Annotated in this window: 12 protein-coding genes; 3 read left to right on the forward strand and 9 right to left on the reverse strand. The window is 38.2% G+C overall.

Annotation, left to right across the window (positions count from 1 at the left end; translation table 11 throughout):
- Positions 1–50: 50 nt before the first annotated feature.
- On the forward strand, positions 51–1,292 hold the full coding sequence (locus RFW85_RS03835) for a L,D-transpeptidase (RefSeq protein WP_170248698.1): 1,242 nt from the start codon (positions 51–53) through the stop codon (positions 1,290–1,292).
- 119 nt (positions 1,293–1,411) lie between these two features.
- On the opposite strand, the gene basJ is transcribed toward RFW85_RS03835, so the two are convergent.
- The 9 genes from basJ to basE all read right to left on the reverse strand — a co-directional run bounded on the left by basJ (position 1,412) and on the right by basE (position 11,510).
- Complete coding sequence (basJ, locus tag RFW85_RS03840) at positions 1,412–2,581, reverse strand: acinetobactin biosynthesis isochorismate synthase BasJ (protein WP_170248699.1); 1,170 nt, start codon at positions 2,579–2,581, stop codon at positions 1,412–1,414.
- A 124-nt stretch (positions 2,582–2,705) separates the two neighbouring features.
- On the reverse strand, positions 2,706–3,461 hold the full coding sequence (locus RFW85_RS03845) for a 4'-phosphopantetheinyl transferase (RefSeq protein ID WP_170248700.1): 756 nt from the start codon (positions 3,459–3,461) through the stop codon (positions 2,706–2,708).
- 10 nt (positions 3,462–3,471) lie between these two features.
- Positions 3,472–4,206, reverse strand: a complete 735-nt coding sequence (gene basH / locus RFW85_RS03850) for an acinetobactin biosynthesis thioesterase BasH (RefSeq protein WP_170248701.1) — start codon at positions 4,204–4,206, stop codon at positions 3,472–3,474.
- Positions 4,207–4,277: 71 nt separating this feature from the next.
- Positions 4,278–5,873: an acinetobactin export ABC transporter permease/ATP-binding subunit BarB gene (gene barB, locus RFW85_RS03855; RefSeq protein WP_170248702.1), complete on the reverse strand. Its 1,596-nt coding sequence runs from the start codon at positions 5,871–5,873 to the stop codon at positions 4,278–4,280.
- Complete coding sequence (barA, locus tag RFW85_RS03860; RefSeq protein ID WP_216076550.1) at positions 5,870–7,480, reverse strand: acinetobactin export ABC transporter permease/ATP-binding subunit BarA; 1,611 nt, start codon at positions 7,478–7,480, stop codon at positions 5,870–5,872. Before barA ends, barB begins: the two co-directional genes overlap by 4 nt.
- Positions 7,473–7,628 (reverse strand): hypothetical protein, encoded by a 156-nt coding sequence (locus RFW85_RS03865; protein WP_002058914.1) that lies wholly within the window; start codon positions 7,626–7,628, stop codon positions 7,473–7,475. Before RFW85_RS03865 ends, barA begins: the two co-directional genes overlap by 8 nt.
- 97 nt (positions 7,629–7,725) lie before the next feature.
- The gene (basG, locus tag RFW85_RS03870; RefSeq protein WP_309171161.1) at positions 7,726–8,877 is read right to left on the reverse strand and encodes an acinetobactin biosynthesis histidine decarboxylase BasG; all 1,152 of its coding nucleotides are present in this window, start codon (positions 8,875–8,877) and stop codon (positions 7,726–7,728) included.
- A 117-nt stretch (positions 8,878–8,994) separates the two neighbouring features.
- Complete coding sequence (basF, locus tag RFW85_RS03875; RefSeq protein WP_170248704.1) at positions 8,995–9,864, reverse strand: acinetobactin biosynthesis bifunctional isochorismatase/aryl carrier protein BasF; 870 nt, start codon at positions 9,862–9,864, stop codon at positions 8,995–8,997.
- Between the two features lie 17 nt (positions 9,865–9,881).
- Positions 9,882–11,510, reverse strand: coding sequence for a (2,3-dihydroxybenzoyl)adenylate synthase BasE (gene basE / locus RFW85_RS03880; protein WP_170248705.1), 1,629 nt, complete (start codon positions 11,508–11,510; stop codon positions 9,882–9,884).
- A 161-nt stretch (positions 11,511–11,671) separates the two neighbouring features.
- Between basE and basD the strand changes: the two genes are divergently transcribed.
- A complete protein-coding gene (gene basD, locus RFW85_RS03885) occupies positions 11,672–14,614 on the forward strand; it encodes an acinetobactin non-ribosomal peptide synthetase subunit BasD (protein ID WP_216076551.1) in 2,943 nt (980 codons plus the stop codon).
- A gap of 47 nt (positions 14,615–14,661) precedes the next feature.
- Entirely contained in the window at positions 14,662–15,972 is a 1,311-nt protein-coding gene (basC, locus tag RFW85_RS03890; protein ID WP_021511016.1) for a putative histamine N-monooxygenase, read from the forward strand.
- The last annotated feature ends 57 nt before the right edge of the window (positions 15,973–16,029 follow it).

Here is a 16,029-nt window from a genome sequence, read left to right on the forward strand (position 1 = left end):
ATTAGATCATGCCCCTATTGCTTATATGAAAATTCTTAAGGTTGAATTACATGTTTGTTCGCTCATTACTCGCTATGAGTTTAAGTTGTATTATTGCTAATGTTGCTTTTGCTGCTTCAACAACTGAGCAACCCCTGAATCCTAAAAAGGTATCAGCTCCTGTAGAAGATCCGATTGATCCTTTAGCAGTAGATGCAGCTTCAACTGTAAAAGCTCAAGCTTCGACACAAATTACTGCTCAAGAACAAAGTGACTTAAATCGAGCGTCAACAACATTACAAGATTTGCAAAAAACTGAAGACCAAAATGCCGATTCAGGTATTGCCGCTTCAGCACCAGTAGCCGTAGCTAAAACAACCTCAACAACTGCTAAGACTTCAGCTCCAACAGTTTCTTGGACATTAGATAGCTTAAATTCGGCTGAATGGTATGAAAATATTGGTAAGGGCCAGTTTCCAGTCTATGCTCGTGCTCACGTCATGCTAAATAATGCACATGCGTCGCCAGGTGCAATTGACGGTATGAGTGGCAAAAACACGTTAAAAGCAATCTCTTCATTCCAGCAAATGAATGGTTTATCACCTACTGGTGAACTGACTAAAGAAACTTGGGATGCATTAGTTGCTAAGCAAACAAAACCTTCATTTATTGAATACACCATTACTGATGCTGATTTAAAAGGCCCATATGCACAATCAATTCCTTCTGATTATGCTTTACAGGCTAAAATGAAAGGTTTGTATTACACTCGTGTTAGCGAAATGTTGGGCGAAAAGTTTCATATCGATGAAGCTTTCTTAAAAACAATCAATCCAACAGCAACATTCAAAAAAGCGGGTGAAAAAATCATTGTTCCAAACGTACGCAATGATTTACCAGAAGACATTCATTTGATTATTGCGCATAAAGGTGCAAAACAACTGTACCTCTTCAACAGCCGTAACCAAATGATTGCGTCATTTCCTGCAACAATTGGCAGTACTGATACGCCTTCTCCGACCGGTACTTACAAGGTAGTTGGTGTGGCTCGTAATCCTTGGTATAGCTACTCACCATCAAACTTTATTCAAGGTAAAAACTTGAAACCCCTTTCTTTACCACCTGGCCCAAATGCGCCTGTAGGTAATATCTGGATTGGTTTAAGTAAAAAATCTTTTGGTATTCACGGAACACCAAACCCGTCTTTAATTTCTAAAACAGCTTCTCACGGTTGTATCCGTTTAACGAACTGGGACGCTAACGATTTAGGTAATAAAGTACGTTCTGGCGTAACTGTTAAATTCTTAGAATAATCCTCTTAAATAAAAGAGCCTGCTTTATGCAGGCTTTTTTATTAAATTTTTAATATATCTCAGTAGAATATTTAGTTATTGTTTTGACTATAAAAATAAAATCTGCCAAGGTTTAATAATTACACAGCAATTTTTGTATTTAGAATATTCAGCATGGTTTGCATCTTAGCTTCTGTTTCTAACCATTCAGCTTCAGCATCTGATCCTTCCACAATCCCCGCACCAGCATATAAGCGCATTTTATTTTCACTGAGTAGACCACAGCGAATCGTTACTACCCACTCACCATTACCCTCGGCATCCATCCAACCTACTAACCCCGTATAATAATGTCGGTCATAACCTTCATGATCTAAAATAAACTGCTTAGCAACATTGGTTGGTGAGCCACAAACCGCTGGTGTTGGATGTAATTCTAATGCAAGGTTTAATGCATTCGGTGCCTGTTTTTTAAGCACCCCTTGGAATTCTGATGATAAATGCAACATTGTTGATGTTTCTAAAATATCTGGAAATTCAGAAACCTTAAGCTCTACACAATGAGTAGCTAAATTTCTAATAATATTCTCAACCACAATTCGATGTTCATGTTGGTCTTTCTCAGAATGATTTAATTCTTGTTGGCTGACGAAATTTTTTTCAGAAATTTGTGATTTTGGTCTAGAACCGGCCAAAGGATTACTGGTTACAGTACGACCTTGTTTTGATAAAAGCAGTTCTGGGCTTGCACCTAGAATATAATTATTATGTTCTACTGGAATCACAAAATTATAAGCATTTGGATTTTGTTTTAATAAAGCAGCCAATAAATTTTCAGGCTCTTGATGACGGTTAAACTCATATTCAACAGCCTGAGAAAGAACAACTTTTTCTACCTTCTTTTTCTCAAAAGCATCTAATGCTAACTGTACTGTACCTTCAAATTTTTGGCGTTGAATGAGTAATGATTTATTAATTATCTCAATGTTATTACGATTTTTTAATGAGTTAATCGTAGAAGATGCTTGTGTTATTTTTTTATGATCGCCATAAAAATTTAAGCTACTTTTCTTTGTAATATCAAAAGGTATAGCACCAATTAAAACTGGATTTTGATGGCCTTGCTTTTTAATTTCTTCAAAACATTTTGCAATCTCGTCATTAAATAGTGCGGTATTTGCTGCGGGTGTATTTATCGTTTTAACGAATTCGTTGACTTCAAGATAATAATTTTTCGTTGAGAAACATGAAAATTTCTTTTGACCGATATGATCTAAATTTTGCTCTACTGATATTTGAGTCTGCATCATCTGTATATCACCTCTCACATTGATTTTTTTCAAGCAAATTCTGTAGTACTTCTTTTTAAATATAGGAGTATAAAAATACTGAAACACACATTAATGCAAATGATTATTATTATCAATAATAAATTTAGTTTTCAATGCAAGAAATTGTAATTATCTCGTTATTTGTATAAAAAAATTGAACTTTAATCTCTAGATTTATCTCGATTAAAGTTTCTTGCCTAAGGTAAAAATAAAGAAACTCGCCATCTAGCTGTTTAAAGCTTATATTTTTAAAATCAACAATTTGCTTATATTTCAAACAAAATGCTTTAATGATACTTTCTTTAGCGGAGAATATTATCAAATATAAATATGCTTGATCTTTTTGTAGCTTTTCGATTTCTGCTTGCTCGTTTTTATTGAGAAAAACATTATAAAATTCATCTTTCTTTTGAAAAAAAATATAATGTTTTTGAGACTCTATATCGATTCCAAATATTTTTTCTTTAACCGTGTTATTTCTAGCATATGCGATGGCATGACATGATTTTTTTGATCCAACATGGCTAATCCCACCTATCACTCCTTCGGGCCATAGGGGTTCCCCATGTTTACCTTGATGAACAATAGAATCTTGTAAATTGAGGCTTTGTAATGCATATTTGGCTGCTAAGCGCCCCGTCAAGAACTCTAATTTACGAATGAAGCGTGAGCTTTTTATATTCGGTGGAAGAAATATATTCAGCTCCTGATAGATATGATCAAGCTGAGATATTTCTTTGATTTCACTGAGCTGGACTTTATATATATCTAGCCCGAAAGCTGTTAGCTTTTCATATTGAATATTTATTTCATCCAGACATGAATTAGCCCCTCTATTTACCTGCTTCTCCCTATTCATAGTCTGCACTTTATTCAATATTCACAGTCAATGTTTCAACGATGGCAGCAATGTTTTCAAGCATCTTTATTCGGGTCTCGGGATTGAGAAAGTAGAAATGGTCCCCTTCAAACTCAATACTACCTAACCACTTTTCTGTGTGTTGTTGCCATGCATCCATCATTCTTTTGTTAGGAATATCAGGGTCTTGTTTGCCATAAAATGCAACAATCGGGACCTCAGTCTTATGAATCTTCTCGCTAAGTAATTGATCACTAAGATAGAAATCATTACGAATGATTTTGAGAAAGAATGTGAGTGCATCCTGATTATTTAAAATTTCATCAGGAAAATTATTGTATCGCTTCAATTCATCAATAATTTTTTTATCAGTTAGCTCATGCTTGTACCGCATATGTTGAATATAGTGATGCTCAGGTCGGCTACTTATAACGATTAATCTCAACTGATCAATCATTGTTTTTTCATTCAAATAATTGAGTACTTTCCAAATCAAGCCACCTCCCACACTATGTCCAAATAAAATGAACGGTGTGTCTGAGTAAACTTGTATTTCAGTGGCAATTTGCATAGCCAATAGATCAGGATCATCAATCAATGGTTCATTTATTTTTATACCATGACCCGAATATTCAATAGGAATAATACGAATATTGTCAGAGATCTGCTTTTTCCATGGATGATAAATACTCGCGCTACTCCCCGCAGGCGGTAAACAGAACATATTATATTGATGTTTATTCACTTAAGAATTCTCCAAATATTAAGCATTTTTCTTTCATAAAAAATGCCTAAATCAGGTTTCTGCGTTATTTTTTAAACAGAAGTTGAAGCTAAATTGATAGTTTGAGTCGGTTGCCAAATGGCGGAATCACGATGTGTCACAAAAATAACCGTAGAAGAAAGAGTACGTATCGTTGTAACGATTTCTTGCTCAGTCTCTTCATCCAAGGCAGAGGTTGCTTCATCAAGTATTAAAATTGGCGCATTTTTGAGTAATGCTCGCGCAATTGCGACTCGCTGACGTTCACCACCGGACAATGCGCTGCCTTGTTTACCAACCGATTGATTAATTCCTTCTGAACTACGGTCAATCATTGCTCCTAATGCGGAATCTCTTGCAGCCTTTTCTATTTCATCATCAGTTGCATCAGGTTTACCTAAACGGATATTTTCAGCGAGTGTTCCTGTGAACAAAATAGGTTCTTGCGTGACATAAGCGATATTCGAGACCAAAACTTCATATTTCATTTGATCAAGAGCTATGCCACCCAGAGTAATTTTTCCTCTTTGTGGATCATCAAACCGTGTAAGCAATTCAAGTAAAGTACTCTTACCACTACCGCTTGGTCCGGTAACCCATACTCTGCTCCCCCATGCGATGTCGAGAGATATATTTTCAATTGCTGGCGCATAGCTAACGTCTTGTACCGAAATATGATGGCCAGTAGGAATTTGAGGGTGTAATGGCTCAGGCAACTCAGGTGGATGGGTGATCTGATTAAAATTGCGCAGTGCAGCAAACAAATCATTGATATGCAACCCTGCGGTAGCAAGTTCACCTAACGGCGCTGCTGCACGTCCAATTAAGACGAGTAATGCCAATACCAAAGCAGCATGATTGACTCCAGCGATCACCAGATATGTTGCCATCCCTGCAATGGGTAAAACACTTGCCAAGGTTGCAATAAAACTTGCAAATGCAGCAGCACGATTAATCCGTACTAATGTCTCTTCTTGCTCTTCCCAACGATGTTCTAGCCTTTGGACCGCACGTTCAGGACCAGCTGCCGTGCGTAATAACTCAACATGATCAACCAATTCCAGCGTTGCTTGTGAAGCGGCTAAATCGGCAGTATTACGCTTTTTATCAATATGCATGAGTGCACGTTGTGCTAAGAATTGAGCAAATAAAGAGAGTAAAAGTAAGCCTAAAGCGACAAATGCTACGCCTGCTCCAGCAAGCAGGCCTATTCCTATTGTTAGAAACAAAGGCATAAAAGGCGCATGTAAAAAGGTTTGCAATTGATGAGCAGGGATACTCATAAACCCAGGAATTCCCTGTCCAGCAATCGTTTTAATCTGAGCACGCTGTTCATTGGTAAACCAAGAGAGCTTGGCACGAGCTAAAGATTTGCCTAACTCAGCAAATAGGTCCCCTGCTAAACGCACACCAGTAAGGAAGCCAGCACGAGTGACCACAACTGTCACTAATATTGCTGCAATTGCACTGATGAGAACCCAACTTGGAGACCATTGATTGACAATAGCAAATGCCAATACGGTATATGCAATTGCTTCAATTGCTGCAACAATGATCCATCCGATACCAACAATAATTAATTTTTGTTTGGCCGCACGAGGAAGCATCGAAAAAATCTGATCTTTATTTAATTTAGCAGGAGTATTCATAAAGATTTCCCTGAGTCAGTTGGGCCTTTAAGCACTAACCTGTTGTCGGCATGCGCAGCTAAGGCAAGATCATGAGTGACCATGACGATGGTTTTATTCTGGTTTTTAGCTAAGCGGCTTAATTCCAATATTATTTTTGTCGCATTGGTCTGGTCTAGTGCGCTCGTTGGCTCATCTAATAAAATAATAGGAGCTGAGGATAAAAAAGCACGCGCTATTCCTATGCGCTGTTTTTCACCGCCTGAAAGTAAAGTTGCATCTGCATTTAAATCTACTTTTAGTTGTGCCTTGAGTAATGCCTGCTCAAGTTGTTCATCATTTGCATTAACGGCAGATAAGGACAAGTTTTCTCTTACTGTGGTCGGTAATACATCTCCACCTTGTGGAATAAACAAAACCTTTTCATGTCTTAGTTTTTCATGTAATTGCAAAATATCTGTTTTTGCTAATTGAACGACACCTTCTTGCAATACAGCGAACCCAGCAAGTGCTCGCAGTAAGGTTGTTTTGCCAACTCCACTTGGCCCTGTAATTGCAGTAATTGAATTTTTTGGAAATGCATAACTTAATCGATCCAATACTTTTTGATTTTCGATTGCAAAGCTTGCATTAACTATTTCAAGTGTTACATCTTGCTCAATCTGTTGTAGATTACCCGATGAGAGTACCGGTTCTTTTAAGAATGCAGATAAACGAGTAGCTGCAGCTCGCCCAGCAGCGACATAATCAAGACCATGCCCTAAACGTAGCGAAGGTGTCACGATGGCCAAACTAAAGAAAAGTGTTGCAGCCAAGGTCATGCTGTCGTATTGATAAGCTACGAGATAGGCTATGGCAAAGGTTGCAACAGCTTGTAGTAATGCAGTGGCAACAGCAGCGAGTGTTGCGACTTTACTCACCCAAGACACCATATTTTGAGTGAAATTTTGTGCTGATTGAGTATAGGCTGTTAAAGCACCTGATTGTTGCCCATATATTCGATTATCACGAATGCCGCGCGCATAATCATCAGCAGAACCAATAATATCTAACATGACCTGCATACGCGCAGCGCCATCCCGTTTTGATACATGGGGAACAATAATTAAATAATAGAGTGAAGCAATTGCCCCAGGTAATAATACCCAAAGTGCCATCGGGCCAACCAACACAACTAATAAAACAATAGAAACTAAAGGGATTACAGCAAAAATCGCAATTTCCGACGGTAAATGCGCCACCATGTGATGTAAAGTCGCGATATCGTCTGAAACGAGTCGTTTTAAGTTTTGGTCACCCTGTTTTGATAAGGTTGTGGTCGGTAACCGAATTAAATGATGAGCAATTTGACGACGTAATCGTGCCGAAAATCCAGCCTCTGCGTCATGCACTAACCATGAGGCCAGTGCTGCCAATGCCGCCCCAACTATCCAAAAAAACGCTGAAAAGATCACCCAATAAGAAGATAAATAACCAATCAACTGAATCATGCCCCACAGGGCAGTTAAAATAGCTAAACCTGAAAATACGGCAGCAAGCGTTCCTGCAAATAATTTAGGAAATGCTGGCTTGAGTGCAGGTGCCAAGGAAGAGTCTGTCATCAGATGAGATAACTTTAAATCAGACATGCTTATCTCTCTTTATATTCATAGAAAAAGCGGTACTTAAAATAAAATCTCGCTTCAATTGACCAGCAAGAATTGCCATTTTCGGCTTTAAAAAAGCATGAATAAGAAAATCATATAAAAAGTATTTTTTTAAAAACTTTAATTGCATCAAAAACTTCCTAACCACCCTATCAAAATATTTTTAGATCATTTTCTAGACTGTAAAAATTAATATGGATTTGTCTAAATCATCTTGGTTGATATGACTAAAAACCAACTGTACGTTCAGAGGCACCTTGTAAATCAAAAATAACATCGTCAATTAAGCTATCAATCTGACGTGTATCTCGGTGATGTGCCGTAGTAATTAAATGAGCCATATTTCCGGAAGTTGCCAGATAATGCTTTTTCCAGATGTGCTCAGAAGGACATGGAAATACCACAGTGATTGAATTCGGATTCCGCCAAGCAGGAATTCCCACTGCCTGAAAACGATCAACCGCGTACTGGGCCATTTTTAGACAATGTTGAATTCTCTGTCGTCTTTGTAAATTGGTTTGGCTACGTATTGCCACCCACATCAGCAAGACGGTATGACCATTGCGTGAACCACTAATGGTTTGATCACGTGTAGAGATATAGTCAACATCTACCGATATACGCTCTACATTTTGTCGCTTGGCCACAACAATGCCACACGGAATTGGTGAACCAATCATTTTATGACCAGACACACAAATCGAGTCGATACCATGAGCAAAGGAAAACGCTTGAGGATGATCAACAAAAGGTAAAATCATGCCACTTAAGGCAGCATCGGCATGAATATAATAATCTCGGCGCATAATTCCGATTTGCGTTAAGCGCTCTTGAATCATTTCAATATCATCAATTGCGCCAGTCATGGTCGTGCCAATATTTGCAAAAATAATGGGGTGACTTTCTTTATTGGTTTTTATTTTATGGATTAAATCATCATAGTCGATTTCACCATTATCCAATGATTCAACCACGCAAGATTTCATCTGCAATAATTTGGCGATTTTTCCAACCGAATAATGCGTATCTTTTGAGTAATATAATGTGGAATCTGGAAATAGCTCACGCGCCAGATAGCAGCCGAACATATTACCTTCTGTGCCACCATTGGTTACGTATCCCCAGCTTTCTTCAAAGGGAATTTGAAAAATTTCAGCAAAATACGCCATCACATCTTTTTCAAAATCAAAAGAATTCAATGCGTAATTACTATAGTCTTTCCAATCACCACAATTATTAATAGAGAATTTGAAAAAACGGAATAAAGCGGAATAATCAAAATCTGCAGATTCAGGATATCCAATATTGAAATATTGATGTTTTAAACAGTAATTCCAGAATGTCTCAATTCTCTCTTGATCAGCAGGCGATAAAATCATTTTTTGCTCCGTTAATATGACGATTACAAGTCGTCTAAGGAGTCGCTATCAAAGATATAAATTTTATGTATAAATTTAGCGACCAGGATTTGTCGTATGCCTTATGATGGCAACCCTTTACCCTGCAATCCTTTGCCGTGCATCAACCAATGACCACCAATTTGATAAGGTGGGTGTGCGTCCTAATTCTTCAAAACTAATATTGATTCCCTGTGCTTTAAGTTCCGAAGAAAACTGCATAATTCGTAATGAGTCCAATCCATAAAGAATCAGATTTTCTTCGGGGTCTAATTCTTCTTCATCAATAAGCTGCTGGACCTTTTGCTCTAGCCAAGGTCGTGTAATGCCTGTTGCCACCTGCCCCACTACAGATTCGGTATTCACAACTTGACCGCAACGTGAAGACACATATTTCAAAGCTAAGTGATGTTCTTCTTCTGAAAAATCGGCAACTGCATCTCCAACAAGAAAGGGTTGTATGTCACTCATAAAGGCTTCTATTGCCGTAACCATACAACCGATATGGGCATAGACACCGCCAATAATGAGCTGATCACGATTCCAGTTTTGCATTCTTTCAAGCAAATCCGAACGTTTAAACGCGCTATAACGCCATTTCGTTAAGACAATGTCATGTTCAGTAGGAGAAAGCTGATCAATAATTTTTTGCTGATCAATTGTTGAGGCTGGCAAACCTGGTCCCCACATCGCATTCAGTAATGCGCGATCTGTCGCTGGTTGTTCATAAGGCTGTGCGGTATAGACAACCGGAACATTGTTCTGATGTGCCCAATTTCTTAGTTGAACTAAATGATTAACAACCGTTTTAATTAATTCACTTTCAGCATCGTAAAAATTTAAAAAGTAGCGTTGCATATCATGAATTAACAAAACTGCTCGAGAAGGATCTAACTGCCAGTCTGTTTTGTTCTTTGGATAACTCTCTCGTTTGGGCATGAGATAAGTGGAAATTTTTGCAATAGCCATATGCTGCTCAATATTTATTAAGATGTTGTAGATGTATTTAAAATGCTGCGAAGTTGCTTTTTGTCCACCTTACCGACTGCGGTCAGTGGCAAACTTTCGATTAATTTGATCTGGTCTGGAAGTTTGTATTGTGCAATACCCAACTCCATGAGATGGCGTCTGAGCACAACAGCTTTAAGTTCAGGATTCCGAGAAACAATAAAGGCACAACTCTTTTCACCAAATTGTTCATCGATAATTGCGACCAAAGCTGCGTGCATAACTTCCGGATGTAAAAGAATAAGTTTTTCGATTTCTTCCGAAGCAATCTTTTCACCACCACGGTTAATCTGGTCTTTAATTCTTCCTACTACACGTAAATTACCATCCGAAGTACGCTGCACGAGATCGCCCGAATAGTAATAGTTGTCCTTGTCAAAGACCTGTGAATTATGTTCAGGGCTTTGGTAATAACCACAAAAGGTATAAGGCCCCCGAGTCGCAAGCATTCCTATTTCACCTGCCGGAACTTCTCTATACTGCTCATCTACAATTTTGATTTCATCATCAGGACTGATAGGACGCCCTTGTGTCGTAAATATTTGCTCATCGGAGTCATCTAGTCTGGTGTAATTGACCAAGCCTTCAGCCATTCCAAATACTTGTTGTAATTTACAATTGAGAACTTCAGGAACTTGACGGGCTAAAGATTCAGGGAAACTTGCTCCACCTACTTGAAGCAACTTTAAAGACTGAATTTGATCTTTATATTGCGCGGCTTTTTCTAGCCACATAATGACAGCACTCGGCACTAAAGATGCCATATTGACTTGATGTCTTTGAATAATAGAAAAACAATTGAGCGGTTCAGGATTTGGTGCCATCACAACACATCCACCTGCATGTAAAACGCCTAATGCACCGGGTGAACTCAACATAAAGTTATGCGGAGCTGGCAGAGCACACAATAACCGAGTATTCGAGTTTAAACCGCAAATCTCGGCACTGGCTCGCACACTATAGTCATAGTCATTATGCGTGCGTGGAATAAGTTTTGGTGTTCCCGTACTTCCACCTGACAACTGAAAGAAAGCAACTTCATCAGCAGGTGTAGATGAAAAATCGACTAAGGTCTTTGCTGGTGTTTCAATCCAGTCTAATAGTCCGAAATCGGTAGCTTGATGATTGAGCATCAAAATAATTTCAGGACTTAAATCTACTTCATGAAGTGAGTCAATAAATTGATTATTGCTAAAGACTTCATGCTGACGCGAACCAATTAAAAGCTTAGGTTGAATCTGTTTAATAAAGGCATTTAGTTCATATTGGCGATGGCTATATAGCGCATTGAGCACAACCACACCAGCCTTAAGCAAGGCAAAAAAGACAATATAAAACTCCGCAACATTGGGAAGTTGTACTAAAGCAGTATCACCCTTACCCAAGCCTTTTTCAGCTAGTCGAGAAGCTAAATTTGTTGATAGCCGGTCCAGCTCGATATAACTCAACTGACGTTCACCACAAATAATTGCCGGCGAATGCGGATACGATTGAACCCCTACCGTTAAAATGCGCGTCAAAGGTTGGTCAATCCAATAACCTTTATTTCGATAGTGTTGCTCTCTCTCTGGAGTCCAGCGAACAAACTCAATCAACTGTTTTTTCATGACATTCTAAATATTCAATTTAATTTAATGGTTATCAAGCTATTGATTCTTTGTAAATTTTCTTACATATCGGCATAAATATTTAATTTGAATACCGACAAAAGAAAACTCTTAAGACGGACAAGCTATATATTCACAGCAAAATTGGAAATGATTAACAAATGCAACTGGTAATCATTTTCATTTGTTTGTATGATGCTGAAACAAGATTAATTTGTCAACCGAGTTATCGTTCAATGTGTGAATTAACTTCGATGCAAGTGGCCTGCTGGTTTGGTCGCTCTGGCAACGCAACTTTAGGTGGGGTTGCTGCCCACCTCTATGCAGAATTTGACGGTCAATTTATTGATCTACAAAAATTACATTTAGCACTTCAACGACTTTATAAAGAACACCCTATTTTGAGATTAAGTTTGAGTGCCGATGGCATCGCAAACATCATGGCTGAGAAGGCTCAACAGATATTAGAAGTCGATGATTTTTCAAAGCTTAGCGATCATCAAATTGAGCAAATGCTCATGCAAAAACGGGAGCAATGGACCCATCAAAAACTTGATCTAAGTCAGGGCCAGACTGCAAGATTTTCTATAAGTGTTCTTAAAAATAATATTTTTCGTTTTCATGTAGATACGGATATGATTGCTATAGATCCGTCCAGCTTCTTGAATTTAATGGAAGATCTTTCTTTGTTTTATGAAGACCCAGAAATATCATTCTCCCGTCCGCCTAATTTTTTTGACTGGTATCAAAAAATACGGACAGATCCTGACCTAAAAAAATTAAACCAACGAGACCGCTTATGGTGGAAACAACGTCTGCCTCATATTAGCCCTGCTCCGTCTCTACCTTTCATTCATCAAGAATTCAAAACAGCAAAAAGTGATCGTTTAAGTACGTGGTTATCGCCGGAAGAACGAAAAGCATTACAACAACTTGCTAGAGAACAACGCATTACTGTGACCAATCTGATATTAGGTCTATTTGCCTATACGCTTGGTCATACAACCAAAGATCACAGCTTCCGATTAAATATTCCTACTTTTTGGCGCGAGCCGGTTTTAAAAAATGTCAAAGGCACTATTGGTGATTTTGCTAATTTAGTCATCCTTGATGTCGATATGAAAGGAATAACAACCTTAGCTGCATTCTGCAAACAAATAGCAAATCAAATGCTTGAGTTATTAGAGCATTCACATTATTCGGGTGTTAACGTTCTACGTGACCTATCCCGTTATCATGGTAGTGCACAGATTGCTCCCGTGGTATTTACAGCGGCACTTGATTTAGAAAATGATAATTTACTTTCCGAACGTGTCCGCCGTGTTTTTGGCTCAATGAATTGGGTCATTTCACAAGGGCCACAAGTTGCACTTGATGCACAAGTTGCTCATGTAGATGACGGTATTTTAGTTAATTGGGACATCCGTTTAGATGCTCTACCCAAAGAATGGATCACGAATTTATTTGAATCTTTCATTCATTTACTTAAAAATCTTGCCGCACATCCTGAGCAACTTAATACACAAATTATAAACTCAGCACAAAATACCTCGTCAGATCGTACGTCTCAAAAACCATTAAATGCATTACAGCAAGCTTATCTATTAGGTCGAACTCAAGCCCTTCCTTTAGGTGGTGTTGCCATGCAAGAGTTTAGGCAGTATCACGGCAAAATGGATATTGTTTTATTAAGACAACGATTGGCAAAAATGGTACGGCGGCATGACAGCTTACGAACCTATATTGATAAAAACAGGTTAGTACAATATGTAAGCGATCAAGTGAGTGTCAATTTAAAAGAAATAGACCTAACTACATGGGAACCTGAACGTGCTTCTCACCACATCGAGTCCTATAAAAATAGTTATACGCATGAGCTATTTGATTTAAATCAGTCGCCTTGGAATATCACCGTCTTTTTATTAAAAAATAATCTACTAACGATTTTTGTCCGCTTTGATGCATTAATTTTAGATGGCCGATCTATAGCTTCACTTATGTTAGAGCTATTCGATGGACAACAACATGATATCCAAACGCAAATAGAAGAAAATGAAGTTGAAAATAGCGTATCTGTTCATCAGGAAGATATGGCTTACTGGGAAAGAAAATTTTCTAAATTATCTAACATTCCTGCGCTTCCGTGGAAAACACCCTTACAGCATTTACCGACTTCGCGTTACCAACGTAACAGTCTGGTTATAGAAAAAGCTCAATTTAAACAGTTGTCTAAAATTGGAGCGAAACATTCACTGTTTAAAAACTCAATCATCATGGCGATTATTTTGGAAGTGCTATCTCATTGGAGCACGGACAAATCTCTATGTGTTGCTGTTCCTACACTTCCCCTCTATGCCGGACCATTTTCTAATAGCTCTACGTTTATTGCTGTTGAGTGGAAAACTTCAGATCAATTTGCTGAACAAGCAAACCGTTTGCAAACTGAAGTTTTAGAGGGTTTACAGCATCTTTCATTTTCAGGCGTTGATCTCGCTCGACTATTATTTGAAAAAGTTGGCACTGCTCCAGTATTACCAATTGTAATTACAAATGGTTTGTCATGGCCTGTATTATCTGAATCTCATCCTATTCAGCAACAAGATGGCCTTACTCAAACACCTCAAGTTGCAATTGATATTCGCTTTAGCACAAGAAATGACGGCGCTTTGATTTTCGATATTGATTATGCCCAAGAAGCATTTTCATCTCACATGATTGAAGATTTCTTGGATGCACTGCAATTGGCAATCAAGCAAATTATTGGTTCAGAAACATTCAGTTTTGATCTCAGCAATTTTTTCAGTGAGCTTCAAAATAAACGACCATATTTTAAAAATAATGAGTCCGATCATTCATCTATACCACTTGAAAATAATGCTAAACAGCAAAATCAACTACTCGACATTTACTTAGAAGTGATAGGCCACACGCCAAATAAGGAAGTGGACAACTCAACTCATTTTACTCATCTCGGGCTACGTCCACATCATTTAAAGGTCGTTTCAAAACGTATTAATGAAACATACGCGATTCAGCTCTCACCTGTTCAACTTATTCAATGTCGCAATATTGCTGATGTAGAGAAACTACTAACAGCACATTAATTCGTATTTTGAACTTTCATTATTTTGGAAACAGATAAAGTATAAACATGAAAAAAATAGATATTACCGGAATTGGTATTGGGCCATTCAACTTAGGTTTAGCTGCTCTTTTGTCTCATCATCCCGAAATCAAAAGCGTATTTTTAGAACGCAAACCAGAATTTCGATGGCATGAAGGGTTGCTATTGCAAGGTACGACATTGCAAGTTCCTTTCTTTGCCGACTTGGTTACTATGGCCAATCCTTGCCATCCCTTAGGCTATATTAATTATTTACATCAACATGATCGCTTGCATCAGTTTTATTATTACGACAGTTTTTTAATTCCACGCCGTGAATATGACCATTATTGCCGTTGGGCTTCAAAACAATTACCCGATTGTCGATTTGGAGAAAACGTAAGCCATGTGGAATATGACGCCAAGCTGGATAAATTTATTATAGAAAGTGAATCAGCCTCGGGCGAAAAACAAAAATATATAAGCCAAAATCTGGCGATTGGTATTGGGACTAAACCTCGAATTCCTACATGGCTAGAAACATGCAAACATCCTTTGGTAAAACATTCTGCGGAGTTTGCAAAAATTCAGGAACAACTCAAGCAATGTAAACAGGTCACGGTTATTGGTTCGGGCCAGAGTGCAGCAGAATGCGTACTTGCTTTATTTAATTCACTTACCCCAGAACAAGTAAAAGCAGGTGCATCTATTCGTTGGATCACACGTTCTGCCGGCTTTCACCCAATGGAATATTCTAAACTTGGGCAAGAATGTTTTACCCCTGCCTATATGCAATATTTCCAAAGCCTGCCTAGAGATAAACGTCGTGACATTGCTGCTAGTCAGGGCCTGATCTATAAAGGGATTAGCTTCTCAACCATTGGTGATATATATGATGTGCTTTATGAGCGTTCAGTGGCTGGTGAAAAATCCGGTTTAAGCCTATACACAAGCTGTGAGGTTGAATCGGTTGAAGAACTTGAATCGGGTTCTCTGCGTTTAACCTGTTTGCATACCCAACTCGATCAACGTTGCGAATTAGAAACTGATGCCCTTGTTGCAGCTACAGGCTATGTTCATGATTGGCCTGAATGGTTCCAAAATATGAAAGGTTCTATTTTAGCTGTTGATGATAAAAATGATTGTATTGTTCAAGAAGACTTTACCGCTTTACGTTGTGATCAGGGACAAGGTCGAATTTTCATTCAGAATGCCGAGATTTTTCAGCAAGGCGTAGGTTCTCCAGACTTGGGGATCGGAGCAACCCGAAACTCAGTCATTATTAATCAATTACTGGGGCGTAATGCATATCGAATTCCTAAACAGTCTTCTTTCCAGCATTATGGTTTACCAAAATAAAATATGAATATCATAAAAAAACCCGCGATGGCGGGTTTTTTTATTCGGTTGAAGATT

It is taken from the genome of Acinetobacter sp. 12966, from assembly GCF_031196995.1.
Classification (GTDB): domain Bacteria; phylum Pseudomonadota; class Gammaproteobacteria; order Pseudomonadales; family Moraxellaceae; genus Acinetobacter; species Acinetobacter geminorum.

Excerpts from the sequence above, each read along its gene's own strand:
- basG (WP_309171161.1), bottom strand. The coding sequence starts at position 8,877 with ATGATTTTATCGCCTGCTGATCAAGAGAGAATTGAGACATTCTGGAAT.
- RFW85_RS03835 (WP_170248698.1), top strand. The coding sequence starts at position 51 with ATGTTTGTTCGCTCATTACTCGCTATGAGTTTAAGTTGTATTATTGCT.
- basE (WP_170248705.1), bottom strand. The coding sequence starts at position 11,510 with ATGAAAAAACAGTTGATTGAGTTTGTTCGCTGGACTCCAGAGAGAGAG.
- basC (WP_021511016.1), top strand. The coding sequence starts at position 14,662 with ATGAAAAAAATAGATATTACCGGAATTGGTATTGGGCCATTCAACTTA.
- basD (WP_216076551.1), top strand. The coding sequence starts at position 11,672 with ATGCAACTGGTAATCATTTTCATTTGTTTGTATGATGCTGAAACAAGA.
- RFW85_RS03845 (WP_170248700.1), bottom strand. The coding sequence starts at position 3,461 with ATGAATAGGGAGAAGCAGGTAAATAGAGGGGCTAATTCATGTCTGGAT.
- barA (WP_216076550.1), bottom strand. The coding sequence starts at position 7,480 with ATGTCTGATTTAAAGTTATCTCATCTGATGACAGACTCTTCCTTGGCA.
- basJ (WP_170248699.1), bottom strand. The coding sequence starts at position 2,581 with ATGATGCAGACTCAAATATCAGTAGAGCAAAATTTAGATCATATCGGT.
- RFW85_RS03865 (WP_002058914.1), bottom strand. The coding sequence starts at position 7,628 with ATGCAATTAAAGTTTTTAAAAAAATACTTTTTATATGATTTTCTTATT.
- basF (WP_170248704.1), bottom strand. The coding sequence starts at position 9,864 with ATGGCTATTGCAAAAATTTCCACTTATCTCATGCCCAAACGAGAGAGT.
- barB (WP_170248702.1), bottom strand. The coding sequence starts at position 5,873 with ATGAATACTCCTGCTAAATTAAATAAAGATCAGATTTTTTCGATGCTT.